Here is a 14,483-nt window from a genome sequence, read left to right as displayed (position 1 = left end):
GGCAAACCTCTGTACAACAAAGAGCGACGCAACCTATGAGCACGGCCGCTGATCGTCAGAACAAGGAAGAAATGTACAAACCCGTTCGCACTATTCTAGTGTCCCAACCCCAACCAGAGCGTAGCCCCTTCGCACGACTGGAAAAGAAGTACGATCTCCAGATTGACTGGCGCCCCTTCATTGAAGTGAAGGGACTTACCGAAAAAGAATTCCGCAAGGAGCGGGTCCGCCCCGACGAATTTTCGGCCATCATCTTCACCTCAAAGCTCGCCATCGAGCACTTTTTCCGCCTGTGCAAAGCCATGCGGATTGAGATGAGTCAGGACACGAAATACTACTGCATGACGGAGGCTACCGCCAACTACCTGCAGAAATTTATCGTGTACCGGAAGCGGAAGGTGTTCTTTGGTCAGCGGACCATCCAGGACCTGGCTCCCACCCTGAAGAAGCACCGCAGCAAGGAAAAATTCCTGCTCCCCTGTAGTAACCTCGGGTCGGAATTTGTGTCCAACTACCTGACGGAAAACAACTTCGACTGGCAGCCGGCCCTCATGTACCGTACCGTAGCCGCCGACCTGAGTGACCTCGAAGACGTTTTCTACGACGTACTTATCTTTTACTCCCCCCTCGGCATCGATTCTCTTTACGAGAACTTCCCCGACTTCAAGCAGCTGGAAACCCGACTGGCCGTGGCCGGCCGGAAAACCACCAAGGCCTGCGAAGAACGTGGCCTGACGGTGAACATCGCTCCGAATCCGCCGGAGGTGCCCTCCATGGAAATGGCGCTCGATAACTACATGAAAATTTCGAACAAGTAGGAAGTACCCCCGTGCTGATCTCCGAAGAAGAAAGGGTACTTGACCGATTGCGTAACCGACTGGCCGAAGGCCAGCTGCCCGGTGCCGAAGCGCAATACCGCATGGCCCACCAGTTGCGCCAAAATTACGGCGCCGCGCCCGCGGACGCCCGCCGGGCCGGGGTGCTGGCGCTGCTGTATCCCATCGAGGCTCGCCTCCACCTGCTCTTCATCCAACGGACGAGCCCGGCCAACGATCGCCACGCCGGACAAATCTCCTTCCCCGGAGGATCCGCCGAACCCGCCGACAATTCCCCCGCCGAAACGGCACTGCGGGAAACGGAGGAGGAAGTTGGCGTTTTCCGCGATAGCGTCGAATTGCTCGGCGGGCTATCCGACCTTTATATTCCCGTCAGTAACTTCCTCGTGCATCCCTACGTGGGTTTCCGGCCCGAACGGCCGGAGTTCAAGGTGCAGGAAACCGAAGTTGCCCGCACCCTGGAACTGCCCCTGCAGGACTTCCTTCACCCCTCCGCCCGGCAACTCCGGGACAAGGAACTGATGGGGGGGCTCCGGCTCACCAAAGTCCCCCACTGGATCGTCAAAGAAGAGGCCATCTGGGGGGCAACCGCCATGATGGTCGCCGAGATGCTGGCCCTGCTGGAGCAGTAATTTTCTCGCTCAGTACTGATGGAAAGCCTGGCTGACGAAGGCCAGTACCTCCGGAAGGGCTTCCCGCCAGTAGGTCCAGTTGTGGGCCCCATCCCGCACCCGGTATTCGTGGGGAATTTCCCGTTGCCGCATGGCCAGGTGGACCATACTGTTTTCGGTGTAGAGGAAGTCGTCATCACCGCAATCAATGTACCAGCGGACGGACTTCATCTTGTCCACCTCGCCCTGCTTGACCAGTTCCACGAAGTTGTAGTTTTCGTAGTGCCGCTGAAGTTGCTCGTCGGTGTAATTGAGGTCTTCCCGGGCGTAGCGGGCCTTCACCTCTTCCACGCTCATGCCACCGGCCCAGGCGCTGAGCGGGCAGGCCGAGGAAAACAGGTCGGGGCGGTGCAGGGCATAGGCGAAGGTGCCCCCACCCCCCATGGAAAGCCCGGCGATGGCCCGGTAGCGCTTGCCGGATTTGATCCGGTACCGTTTCTCCACCTCCGGCATCAGTTCCTCAAAGAAAAAATCTTCGTAGCGCCAGGTACCGTCCGGACTGTTGAAGTACCCGATGCGCCCGGTGTTGGCGTCCGGCATCACGATGATCATGGCCGTGGCCGTTCCCTTCCGGATCGCCCGGTCGGTGATGTGCGCCACCTCCCCGAATTGTACCCAGCCGGTCTGATCGTCGCCGTAACCGTGCAGGAGATACAGCACCGGATAGCTGCGGTCCGACTTGTCGTAACCCGGGGGTAGGTAGACGGCAAATTTGCGCTCCATCTCCAGAATCTCGCTCTTGACGTTCAGGTTATCGTTCACGTAGCCCGACTGGGCCGCCGATCGATTGGGGAAAAGGAAAACGATGGCCACCATCAGGCACAGCAACCGCAGGTAGGATCGAGAAGTAAATTGGGGCGACGGAGCGTGGAATGCAATGAAATCCTCGGTGCAACCGGGACTGGTGCCATGGATTGAGGTTAGGAGCATAGTGAAATGGATTCAGAAGGAAGAAGAAAAAATGAAGTAACGGTTTTTGGAGCGACCATCGGTCCAATCCTCAGTTACGCATCGCCCTAAAATATCAAAAGACCAGGGAACCGAAAAGCTAACGGATCAACGACCTTGGGACTGACCGTCAGATTAAGTAGTGGCGATTACACCTAATCGTCCCAGGTATATTTACCTGATTTATTGGCATTGTCTGCCTCATTGGATGGCAGTGCCTTATTTTATGTGAAGCTTCAAAACAAAGATCCTTCTGCTGAAGAACCACACTTTAGGTTTTTATCGACTTAGGAGGGATGACCAGGAGGACGCCGAAAATCCTGAACAGAGTAGGCCCCATATCAACTCACTTACATGAAACTCACCTACCTAACTTTCTTCCTCGTGCTCCTCTACGGGACTGGCCTGCAGGCCCAGGAGTTCGTCAATGAAATCCTGATCCCTCCACTGATCAACGACGACAACTACCACCTGAACGCCATTGAAACGCAGCACAACTTCAACCCCAATGGTACGGACACCCTGAATACGATGGTACGGACTTTCGCCTTTGAGGATGCGAACAATCCCGGCACCACCACCATTCTCGGCCCAACGTTGACCTGGGGCTACCTGAAGGACCTGACGCCAAGCGTGACCAATAACCTTTCGGAAGTCACCACCTGTCATTGGCACGGGGCCCACGTGCCCCAGTTTGCCGATGGTGGCCCCCACCAGCGGATTCAGCCCGGTGATACCTGGAACCCTTTCTTTAAGGTGTTGGATAAGTCCGCTACCATGTGGTACCATCCCCACGCGATGGGCCTTACCTACAAACACGTGCAGATGGGTTTGTCGGGGATGATTATCGTAGAGGATCCCGTGGACGGCCAGGACGATCCAATCCTTAGTCAGATACATCGGTTCATGCCCGTTGATTATGGCGTCAACGACTTCCCCCTGATTTTTCAGACCAAGAAGTTTAAGCGGGATGACAGTGGCGCCATCGTGATTCAGGCCGATGATGGTTTCAAGAACGGCTACTATTACATGGTCAACGGAATCGTCGATCCCGTCTTACGGGCGCCGGCCAGCATGATCCGCCTGCGGCTGCTCAATGGTGACGGAAAATTCTCCTTCAACTTTAAGGTTAAGGACGCCAACGGAAACCGCTACCCCGCGCATCTGATCGCAACGGATGCCGGCTACACCACCCGGACGTATCAACTGGACAGCATCCTGATGTCTCCCGGAGAACGGACGGAATTTTTGATTGACCTGCGGGGGCTTGCGGTGGGGACGGAGCTCTTTATCGAAAACGGCGTAGACGGTATTCCCGCCGGAATTATTGGGAATAGTACCCTGACCAACGGATACGCCCAGAATCGTAACCTGCTGAAGATTGTCGTTAAAGAAGACGATGCGCCAATTAGTCCCATCATCGCTTTTCCCCTAAACCTACATCCTTCGGAAGAGCCACCCATGTCGGCGGTGACCCGCTCCCGCACGAAGACTTTCCGCCGGGACCTATTCGACGTGAGCACCACCCCACTGTTCAACATCGACAGCACCCTGATGGACATGATGGTCGTTAACGACGTGGTAAAGGTTGACAGTACGGAACTGTGGACCATCGACAATACGACCAACCGGGGGCATCCCTGGCACATTCACGATACGCATTTCTGGGTAACGGAAATTATTGATGCTGGCGGCAATGCGCTTAACCCCAATAATTACCCGGAAATTTTCGGCGGGCCTAAGGACAACGTCCTCGTGCAGCCCGGCTGGAAACTGACCTACATCGCTTCCTTCCCGGATTTCGGAACCCAGGTAGCGCCCGACAGCTCGTATATGTATCACTGTCACATTCTCCCCCACGAAGACAACGGTATGATGGGGCAGTTCGTCGTTTGGAACGGGATCGGTAACGGTAACCCCACCTCCATTCGCGACAATGAATTATCCACCATCCGCATGGATGTATTCCCTAATCCCGCCCGGGAGGTCCTTTACCTAGACGGTACCACCGCTCGCGAAAGTACCCTGAAGTTCATCGATATGAATGGCCGGCTGGTCAAGGAACTGCGGCTACCGGGATTTGACGGAGCCATCGAACTCAGCACCGATGGATTACCGTCGGGAATGCTGATCATGGATTGGCAAACCGCCGAGGGCCGCGGCGTTAGCCGCGTACTCATCAAGTAGACCGGAACGAACGTTCTCGCGCGGCCACAACTTGTAAGCGTCAGTCATTCATTATCCCCACCGCAACGGGCATGATGAATGGCTGACGCTTTTTTTTCTGGATGAACGCCTCCACCGACATCGCGTCGGATAATTGGCCAGGTTTAAGGGTACCGGTCACCCGACCAGCAACGCCCCAAAAAACCAACGAACCAACAAACTAAAATACCAACAGACTAAATTACTAACGGACCAACAGACTAATTACTTCCCCTCACCCGCTCCACGCCCGCATAGCAATTCACCCGATCCCGCCGGGTAAACCCACAGAGCGTCATTCCCTGATCTTCGGCCAACGCGACGGCCAGACTGGACGGAGCCCCCACCGCCACGACGAAGGCAATTCCCGCCATGGCGGCTTTCTGGACCAGCTCGAAGCTCGCCCGACCACTGAGTACCAGCACGTGTTTGTCCAAAGGGAGTAGTCCCGCAGCGTGGCAGTGCCCGATCAGTTTATCCAGCGCATTATGGCGACCGACGTCCTCGGCCAGGTGAAGGAGGGCCCCCGATGCGGAAAAGAGACCGGCGGCGTGGATGCCTCCCGTCCGGTGAAAGAGCACCTGGGCTTCCCGGAGCCTTTCCGGTAACTGCCCGATCAGGTCAAAGGGGACCTGCCACCGCCCGGGCAGGGTGCCGAAGGGAAGGGCATTGAAAACCTGCTCCAGGGAAGTTTTCCCGCAAACGCCACAGCTGCTGGAGGTATAGGAGTGTCGTTGGAGTTTTTGCCAGTCGATGGCGTGTCCGGCCGGGCAGGTCACGGTAACCACGTTTTCTTTGTCGGCAGTAATGCTTAGGGGAAGCGCTACGGGAATAATCCCTTCGGTGAAGAGGAATCCCCGGGCCAGCTGGTCGTCGGCACCGGGCGTCCGCATCGTGATGGCCACCGAACGCGCCTTGGTGTCCGGCGTGCCCAGCCGGATGTCCAGCGGCTCTTCGATGGCGAGGTCATCGGGCTTTTCCGTCCGGCCACCGGGAGAGAAAACGTGTACGTGAATTGGCGCAAGGCCGGTGGGGTGGTTCATCCCGCCAAGTTACTATTCCGCTTACCGGACTCCAATTTGATTTTTACGATTGGACTTTGGGCGTTCGTAATCCTTAACCCTCAGGAATGGAGACTAGCAACCTGATTTTTATAGATCATGACTACTCCTCTCATTGCACACCCTTTACATTGCAAATGGGTCAAATTAGGGGTTTAAGCGGGGGTAAACAGGTGTTTACACTTGTTACATATGATAAATGTGTATGCTATTTTTACCCTCACACATACGCAACCCATCATGAAAAACCTCACCCATATTTTTTTGCTGGCTTTTGCCGGCCTGACCCTGCTGTTCTCCTGTGGAACGGAACCGGAAGATACCGGCGGTGAAGTCATCGAAGAAGAAGTTACCACGGCAGACGTCACCCCCGTCCCCTTCCCCGATCCCGGAATCGCCGGATTCTCCTTCCCCGAAGACAGCAACGTCATCAACAATTGGCTGGCCGAAGAAGACTGGGAGTCCATCACCCGCCATGCCTGGGGCATCTGGACGGGACTGACCGACGTCGTAGACGCCGATTGCGACGGTAACACCCTGCGGGTGTTCGAAACCTGGACCACCCCCGAAGACATCGTAGCCGCCCTGAAGGGTAACGCCAACCCTCCGGCCATGAGCTGCGGTCGTGCCCCCCTGACGGTACCCACCCAGCTCGGGCACGTCCCCATGATGGTGGGCGGAGAATCACCGGACACGGTCGTGTACGAATCGGTAGCCTACAGTCCCGCGGCGGCCACCTACGCGCTGGACAACCGAATTTTCGAACGGGATAAACTCAACGCGCTCTACGCTTCGGGCGTGCGGTCCGTAGTCTTTCCGAACGATGCCATCACCATCAAGCCGGTATTCCGCATCATTCCCCAGGGCGCCACGGCCTATTCCGTAAAGGTCTGGCCCGGCCCGCCCAGTCCCGCACAACCCTACCACGAAACGGCCTGGACATCCTGCGCCTACGTCAGCACGGACGGCACCGGTCAGGGAGACGGCTCCGTAGACGTAAACTGCACCGGAACGGCAACGCCGCAGACTACCTATAAGGTCGAAGACTTTATCCACTTCAAATTGACGGCCGCAGACTCCGCGTACTTCGCATCCGAATTCTTTGACGGCAGCGCCGAAAAAATTAAGGTGGGAGATTATGCCGTGCTCGTCGGAATGCACGTGGCCAGCCGGGAGATTGAGCGCTGGACGTGGCAGTCCTTCTGGTGGGCCCCCAACCCGGACAGCCCCAACGCCCCGAGTAGTGAAGCCATTGCGGACCTGCGGCCCGCTGAACTGGTGGGCGCTCCGCGCCACTACGCCATGACCACCGCCTACAGTATGGTGTGGCCCGCTCAGCCAACCCGTGGCGGGCAAAGCGTCGGCGAACCCGTTTACGCCTACAATGCCTACCTGGAAGCTCCCTTCGACTCCGGAGTCTTCGGCTGGAAGAGTGAAATTACGGGCCCCAACGGCGAGAAAATCGTCAATCAATTTGGGGTGGAAACCAACTGTATGAGCTGCCACATCCTGGCCAACTACGATCCCGCAAAGGCCAAAACCGGAGAAATGTTTCTCTACGCGGCCGATACCTACATCAGTCTCGCCGATACCTTCTACACGAACAAACTCCGGGCGGACTTCGCCTGGTCCCTGACGGCCAATATCTTCCCGGATAGTGCGGCGGTCGTGGAGATGATGAACGATATGAAATAGGAAGACTGATTTTGGGGTAGGAAGGTAGCGGCAAGGCATGTGTGGGTTAGCGCAAAGTTGTAACCCTTACAATGGCGTAGAGTTACGGCCGTTGTATGCTTTGTAATCTGTGCCCCACGAATATCTTTTTTCACCTTTAGGTTTGTAGCCAGTAGTCTGACAGACTACAGACTTATCTTGACTCCCAGTTAAGGAAATAACAAATAATTGGAGGCAGGTGGTGTTTCCTTTCCCCGAAAGGAAACCGAATCAGCCCGGGATAACTAAAGGACCTTCCGCGTAAGAATGTGGCCAATCGATCTTGTACAATCCTTCCTACTTTGATGGAGTGGTCGCCTTTCGGGGAAAGGCGACACCAGGTGCATGTCCCCGGGGTGGGTGATTTCGACTTTCAGGTGATTATGATTTTCAAGAAGCCCAGGACTTAGAGAATTTGGACTTAATTATTACAGAATAAGCCATAGTTTCTGGAAGGGGTATAACTCTATGCCATCCCACACATGCCTTGCCGCCTCCTGAGGCCCCTAAAAAGCGGACGCGATTCCCCCGGAATCGCGCGGGCACCCATCACGGTGCATGCAGGAAATGACCAGAGCGGTACCGATTTACTTCGGTACCGCTCTGATTATTTAGCATGGCCATCGCCTAACCCCTTATTGACGGAGGCTCAAACTTTGGGATGACGCATTTTTTTTAACCCTGCCTATTCGATCCGTTTACACACGTATTCACCACCCTGCAGGAGGGTCAGGCTTTCTACGGAACCGTCGTCGGCGAAGTTGAAGTGAATCTTGGCGTTGAGGGCCTCGTTGAAGAATTTGTGCTCCTCGTAGGCTTCGATCATCACGCTGCCCTGGCCGGTGGCGTGGACGGATAACTGCCCGTCTTTCTTGGTCACGGTAAGAATCAGGCTTGGATTAAGTTCAAATTTCCCCTCGTACTTATCGAGCAAGTCATCGCTCAGGGAGATTACCTTAATCTCCTTGTATTTTCCCAGGGCCTGCAGGGCGAGTTTACTGGCCACCGCTCCGGGATCGTTACAATTGCAGTTGGAAAAAACGGCGACGAAGAGCTTCTCTTCCGGGAAGTACCGGGAGGCGGTCGTAAAACCATTGATGCCGCCACCGTGACCCCAGAAGGCGCTGCCTTCCTGCTCGCCGAGGCTCCAGCCGTAGCCGTATTGCTGTACTTCACCATCATTCAGGGTGGTGGGGGTGTGGGCAAGTTGACGTGAAGCGGCGGAGATCACTTTGTCGGCGGCCACGGCGTGGTACCAGGTGGAAAGGTCCTCGACGTTGGACAGCAGGGAGCCGGCCGCGTAGGGCTGGGTCATGCTCAGGTAGTCGGCATTTTGGTAGCCGCCGAACGGACTGGGCTGATAGCCCGCCACCCGACCCTCCACGATGGGTGAGTTGTGGCCGTAGGCGGTGTGCTTCATGCCGAGGGGCTCAAAAAAGGTTTCCCGCAAGTAGGCATCGTAGGGCTGGCCGGAGGCCTTCTGGATGATGTACCCCAGGAGGAAGTAGCCGGAGTTATTGTAGCGGTATTCTTCGCCGGGGGCGAAATCCATGGGCTCGTCTTTGAAGTAGTCCACCAACTCCAGCGGCGTAAAGTCCCGTTTGCGCGCTTCGGCGTCCCACTTTTCCATCCCCGTATAGGATTTAATGCCCGACGTGTGGTTGAGCAGGTGGTGGACGGTGATGGTGTGGTCGTGGGTGGGGTAGTCGGGGATGAATTTGGTGATGGGGTCCTCCAGACTCAGCTTTCCCGCTTCGGCCAGCTTCAGGATGGCCGCGGCGGTGAACTGCTTGGTGATGGAGCCGATGCGGAAAACGTGCCCGGCTTGCATGTCCACGTCCAGTTCAAGGCTCGCCTTGCCGAAGCCCTTGTGGTACAGCACCTTGCCGTCCTGGACAATGATGGCCGTGCCGCCGGGACCGTTGGGGGCATAAACGGCTTCCATGGTAGCGTCGAAGGTGGACTCACTTACCTGCCCAAAGGAGGCAATGCTAACCAGTAAAAACAGCAGTAGGAGTAGGTTCTTTGTCATCATTGGGTGGTTTAGGTCGTCAAGGTAATTGGTGATTTCAGGGTTCCCCCGCTTCAATCGACGAAGCCATGGGTTTCTTGGATAGAGCAGGAGATTTTGCCGCGAGAAGTATTTCTTTTGGGCCTGACGGCGGGATGCAAAGCCTGTGGGTAGGGCCAAGGAAGCGGTGAAGGCCGCAACTTTTCTACGTAGCTTCTCCCTTATCTTGAGGACGATCATTCCTCCGACCAATGCAAGCGCACCTCCTCCTCTCCAACGACCAATTTATCCGTCAGTTTCGTAACTGCACCCTCGATCCGGCACTGTTTACCCACGAGGCGCACCTGCGGCTCGCCTGGTTGGTTTTGCGTTCCGCAGGAAGCGCGGGGGCCGTGGAGACCGTCCCCCGGCTCATCCGGCAGTACGTCGCCCACCTGGGCGCGGAAGATAAGTTCAACCTCACCCTGACCGTTGCGGCGACGAAGGCCGTGGACCACTTCCTGCGCCGCTCCCGCGCGAACACCTTCCCGGAATTCATGACGGAATTTCCCCGCCTCAAGCACAACTTCCGGGATTTAATGGCCGCTCACTACGGTTTTGACATTTACGGTTCCGCCAGGGCAAAAGTGACCTTTCTGGAGCCGGACCTGCTGCCCTTTGATTGATTAGCTTCCGGGCGCTTCAACGACGTGGTTCAGGGATTTTCGTAGCGACGTCTTCAGCCGGTCACGGGATATCTCGCCGGATAAATCCGGCGCTACTGCATGAGTTAGTTGCTTCGTTAAGTGCCCACCCTACATTGAATGACCTCTGCTTTGCTCGGGGGGCATCCGATGTACGCTACAAAACTCCGTGGACAAGTTCGTCCGCTGACCGAAGGTGAGTGATTTTACGTAAACAATACCCGATAACCCGGGACGTCCCGCCAGTGGTACTTCAGGGTCAGGTGGGTTGCGTTTGGCGGGATGCGCTGGACGGGTACGAGGGGCCAGGGGAGGGTCAGGGAACATTCCTGGTGTCGGATCCAGTTCGGGCCGTAGGTCTGAATTTCCGTAGCGACCTGTAGCGCGTCCGGTGCCTCCAGGTTCAGGGCACTCAGCGGATGGTGGTCGAGGAGAAGAAACTCCTCCCGCTCCCGGCTTGCTGCCGGGAGCCGGCGGAAGGCGCTGACGTAGTCCGCGTTAAAGTCAAGGAGCGGGGCCAGGGTATGCGGCTGGCCGCTCTTTTCCCAGCGGTCGGAGACCAGGGTGAGTCGCATAGTTTCGGGAATGATGATGGTGTCGGGGCGGAGTTGGGGAAGGAGGTTCAGCATGATGGGTACCTGCTGTTCCTTGACCAGGGCCTGCTGCATGGTTTCGCTGAGGAAGATGTCGTACTGCCGTGGTGCCCGCAGGGTATGGGTAACCGCATTATCCTGAATAATCTCAACTACGTATGGAGCAAGGTCCAGCCGCTCAACCACCCTATTCAGGGAATCAATCGTTCGGGGATTAACCTCCATCAAAGTGACCCGGAGCTCTTCCGGGCGAAACTGCGTGGTGAGGGGGAGCAGGAGTGTGGCGTAGGGGCCGGTGCCCACGTAGAGCAGGTGAACCGGTCGGGAATGGCGCTGCCGGCACTCCCGGACGGCCCGGTGCAGGCCACGAACGAACTGGCGGGTACGCTGGATTTCCCGCAGGCACATCGCGGCCCAGGTGGTGCCCAGGGCCTTACCGCTGGTGAAGTGGAGGTTGTCCCGATTCTCTTCCGCATCAAGATCTAGGCTGGAAGTCGCAGCCATCAGTCCGTCAAAGCCCTGGATGGCCCGATGCAACCGCCGATAATCGACGGGATCGCGAAGGATCTCCCGGGTAACTTCCTCCAGCATGTTCAGGTGTTCCATGGGCCGAAAATAAGGTTTTACCCCCGGTGTTTACTCCGGCACCAAACCCCATTCCCGACGGTCATCGGAGGTAATCAATTTGGCAGATAGCGGATTCAAACCCGCTCTCGTTGCACGGCGTCGGAGCGGAATAAAGGCGATTCTAACGGAGGCGACACCGGCCCGGATTGTTGCCTCCGTAAGAATTTAAAACATTTTGTTAATTGTTGGGTGCTTTGTATCTTCGCCGGGCTGAAAAGCTGGGAGAAGAACATGGCGCTGCGTGCTACCTTTGCCTTCCGGATAAGCACGAGGATTTGGGTACATTGCACCTGCGCCCCGTCGCAATCAATTTGATTCGACGACCTCGACGAGCAAAGCAAAAGCGGAGATTGTGCTATATTTTTCGCCCAAACTGATTGAGTCGCCAAGCATGGCAAAACGATAACCGTATGAGTGACCAGGCCAACACCCCGCCCGGGGAACACGCCTCCGATGATGACCAGATTACGACCCTGAAGGGAATGTATGAGGATTATTTTCTCGACTATGCCTCCTACGTGATCCTGGAGCGGGCGGTCCCCACGATTGAGGACGGCCTGAAGCCGGTGCAGCGTCGGATTCTTCACGCCCTGAACGAGATGCACGATGGCCGCTACCATAAGGTCGCCAACGTCATCGGGCAGACGATGCAGTATCACCCCCACGGGGATGCGGCCATCGGCGATGCCTTGGTGAACATGGGGCAGAAGGACCTCCTGATCGACCCCCAGGGAAACTGGGGGAATACCCTTACCGGTGACTCCGCGGCGGCCAGTCGGTACATCGAGGCCCGCCTGACCAAGTTCGCCACCGAAGTGGTTTTCAACCCCCAGACGACCGACTGGCAGGTCAGCTACGACGGTCGGAAAAAGGAACCCATCAATCTTCCGGTCAAGTTCCCGCTGCTGCTGGCCCAGGGAGCGGAGGGGATCGCCGTGGGACTGAGCACCAAGATTATGCCCCACAACTTTATCGAGTTGTGTAAGGAAAGCATCAAGGTGCTGCAGGGCAAAAAACCGAAACTCTATCCGGATTTTCCGACCGGTGGTACGGTAGACGTTAGCGATTACCAGTGGGGCAAGCGCGGCGGGAAGATCAAGGTGAGGGCCACGATCGAAAAGATTGACAGTAAGTTCATCGCCATCAAGGAGCTTCCCTACGGCATGACGACGCAGTCGCTCATCGACAGTATTCTGAAGGCCAACGATAAGGGGAAGATCAAGATCAAGCGGGTAACGGACAATACCGCCGCGGAAGTAGAAATTCTGGTGGAGCTGGCCAGTGGGATAAGCCCTGACGTGACCATTGATGCGCTGTACGCCTTCACAAACTGCGAACAGTCCATTTCTCCCAACGCCTGCGTGATCATCAGCGGCGATAAACCCCACTTCGTTTCCGTCCTGGATATTCTGGAGCACAACACCCTTCAGACCAAAGAGCTACTTCGGCAGGAACTGCTCATCAAGCAGAAGGAGCTGGAAGAAAAGCTGCACTTTGCCAGCCTCGAAAAAATCTTCATTCAGGAACGGATCTACCGCGACATCGAGGAAGCCGAAAACTTCGAACAGGTGCTGGAGATCATCCGGGCCGGACTGAAGAAATACGTGCGGGAACCCGAAGACAAAGCCGCTAAGGGAGACACCCGCCTGCCGCTGCTGCGGGCCATCACCGAAGAAGACATTGTGCGCCTGACGGAAATCCGTATCAAGCGGATTTCCAAGTACAACAGCTTTAAGGCCGACGAACGCATCGCCGCCCTGGAAGAAGAACTCAAAGAGGTGAAACACCACCTGGCGAACCTGACGGATTACGCCATTGCCTGGTTCCAGATGTTGCTGGATAAATACGGTAAGGGACGGGAGCGGAAAACCAAGCTCGGAAGCTTCGAGAAAGTAGCCGTGGCGGCGGTGGCGGCCAACAATGCCAAGCTCTACGTGGACCGCAAGGAAGGTTTCGTGGGCTACGGTCTGAAGAAGGAAGAGTTCGTAACGGACTGCTCGGATCTGGACGACGTGATCGTCATTCGCCGTGACGGCAAAATGGTCGTTACCCGCATCTCCGACAAGACCTTCGTGGGAAAAAATATCCTGCACGTTGGCGTCTGGCAAAAGGGAGACGACCGCACGACCTACAACCTGATCTACCTGGACGGGAAAACCGGTCGGGCCATGGGCAAGCGTTTCAACGTGACGGCCATCACCCGCGACCGGGAGTACGACCTGACCAAGGGCGCCAAGGGCTCGAAGGTGCTGTACTTCAGTGCCAACCCCAACGGCGAAGCGGAGATTGTGCACCTGCAGCTGAGTCCGGCCTGCAAGGCCCGGACGAAGGCCTTCGATTTTGATTTTGCGGAACTGGCCATCAAGGGACGGGGTTCCGCCGGTAACATTGTTACCCGCTACCCGGTGCGGAAGGTAAGCCTGAAGGAGGCTGGAAAATCCACCCTGGGTGCGCTGAAGGTCTGGATGGACGAAGTGAGTGGACGACTGAACACCGAAGAACGGGGCCTCCTGCTGGGCGGCTTTGACACCGGCGATCTGGTGCTGGTCCTCTACAAGGACGGCTCCTACGAGCGGGAAGAGCTCGACCTGACCCGGAAGTACGAACCCAACGATATCTTCTTCATTGGTAAGTATGCGGAGGGGATGGTCGTTTCGGCCATCTATTACGAAGGGGAGCGCAAATACACCCTGGTGAAGCGCTTCGAGATCGAAACCAGTTCTCCGGGCCAACGCTTCCAGTACCTGACCGAAGACCGGCAAACGAAGCTCTACTTCGCTACGGTGCACCCGACTCCGGAAGTAGAGATCGCCTTCCGGGTAAAGCGGGAGAAGAAAACCAAAACGGTGGCCCTGGCCGACTTCATCGACGTTAAGGGCTGGAAGTCGCTGGGGAATAAGCTCTATGACGGCAAACTGATCGGGGTGAAGGAATTGAATGAACCCTACACGCCCCCTGCGCCCAAGCAGGAGAAAGGAGCAGCCAAACCGCCTCCTAAGGCCGCCAACGAAGCGTCATCAGATGCGGCAACAACTGACGACGATAAGCTGAAGCCCGGGGATACGATCGAGCTGGATTTTTAAAGCCGAGGATTCGGGTAACGAAAAAAGCCCCGCCGATCAACCGATCGGCGGG

General features: G+C 56.6%; 10 protein-coding genes. 6 read left to right on the top strand and 4 right to left on the bottom strand.

The genetic code is table 11. From position 1 onward, the window contains the following. The first annotated feature begins 35 nt into the window (after positions 1–35). Together E1J53_RS16010 and E1J53_RS16005 are read left to right on the top strand one after the other, a co-directional pair. Positions 36–818 (top strand): uroporphyrinogen-III synthase, encoded by a 783-nt coding sequence (locus tag E1J53_RS16010; protein WP_134273377.1) that lies wholly within the window; start codon positions 36–38, stop codon positions 816–818. Between the two features lie 11 nt (positions 819–829). Next, a complete protein-coding gene (locus E1J53_RS16005; RefSeq protein WP_368671761.1) occupies positions 830–1,468 on the top strand; it encodes a CoA pyrophosphatase in 639 nt (212 codons plus the stop codon). Between the two features lie 9 nt (positions 1,469–1,477). Here E1J53_RS16005 and E1J53_RS16000 read toward each other — a convergent pair whose 3' ends face one another. Continuing rightward, entirely contained in the window at positions 1,478–2,323 is an 846-nt protein-coding gene (locus tag E1J53_RS16000; protein ID WP_134273409.1) for an alpha/beta hydrolase-fold protein, read from the bottom strand. Positions 2,324–2,809: 486 nt separating this feature from the next. On the opposite strand from E1J53_RS16000, the gene E1J53_RS15995 reads away from it, so the two are divergent. Next, positions 2,810–4,642: a multicopper oxidase family protein gene (locus E1J53_RS15995; RefSeq protein ID WP_134273376.1), complete on the top strand. Its 1,833-nt coding sequence runs from the start codon at positions 2,810–2,812 to the stop codon at positions 4,640–4,642. A 239-nt stretch (positions 4,643–4,881) separates the two neighbouring features. Here E1J53_RS15995 and fdhD read toward each other — a convergent pair whose 3' ends face one another. Beyond that, on the bottom strand, positions 4,882–5,703 hold the full coding sequence (gene fdhD / locus E1J53_RS15990) for a formate dehydrogenase accessory sulfurtransferase FdhD (protein ID WP_134273375.1): 822 nt from the start codon (positions 5,701–5,703) through the stop codon (positions 4,882–4,884). Between the two features lie 258 nt (positions 5,704–5,961). Here fdhD and E1J53_RS15985 point away from each other — a divergent pair, with 258 nt between their 5' ends. Further along, positions 5,962–7,416, top strand: coding sequence for a hypothetical protein (locus E1J53_RS15985; RefSeq protein ID WP_134273374.1), 1,455 nt, complete (start codon positions 5,962–5,964; stop codon positions 7,414–7,416). 703 nt (positions 7,417–8,119) lie between these two features. Here the strand turns inward: E1J53_RS15985 and E1J53_RS15980 are convergent. Continuing rightward, entirely contained in the window at positions 8,120–9,469 is a 1,350-nt protein-coding gene (locus E1J53_RS15980; RefSeq protein WP_216650064.1) for a serine hydrolase, read from the bottom strand. Between the two features lie 227 nt (positions 9,470–9,696). Here E1J53_RS15980 and E1J53_RS15975 point away from each other — a divergent pair, with 227 nt between their 5' ends. After that, positions 9,697–10,110 (top strand): hypothetical protein, encoded by a 414-nt coding sequence (locus tag E1J53_RS15975; RefSeq protein ID WP_134273372.1) that lies wholly within the window; start codon positions 9,697–9,699, stop codon positions 10,108–10,110. A 224-nt stretch (positions 10,111–10,334) separates the two neighbouring features. On the opposite strand, the gene E1J53_RS15970 is transcribed toward E1J53_RS15975, so the two are convergent. Next, positions 10,335–11,327, bottom strand: a complete 993-nt coding sequence (locus E1J53_RS15970) for a hypothetical protein (protein WP_134273371.1) — start codon at positions 11,325–11,327, stop codon at positions 10,335–10,337. Positions 11,328–11,758: 431 nt separating this feature from the next. Here E1J53_RS15970 and E1J53_RS15965 point away from each other — a divergent pair, with 431 nt between their 5' ends. After that, on the top strand, positions 11,759–14,431 hold the full coding sequence (locus tag E1J53_RS15965) for a DNA gyrase/topoisomerase IV subunit A (RefSeq protein WP_134273370.1): 2,673 nt from the start codon (positions 11,759–11,761) through the stop codon (positions 14,429–14,431). The last annotated feature ends 52 nt before the right edge of the window (positions 14,432–14,483 follow it).

The sequence above is a fragment of the Lewinella sp. W8 genome, from assembly GCF_004375085.3.
Classification (GTDB): domain Bacteria; phylum Bacteroidota; class Bacteroidia; order Chitinophagales; family Saprospiraceae; genus Neolewinella.
Note: the sequence above shows the minus strand (reverse complement) of the source record. Positions and strands in the feature narration are given on the sequence as shown.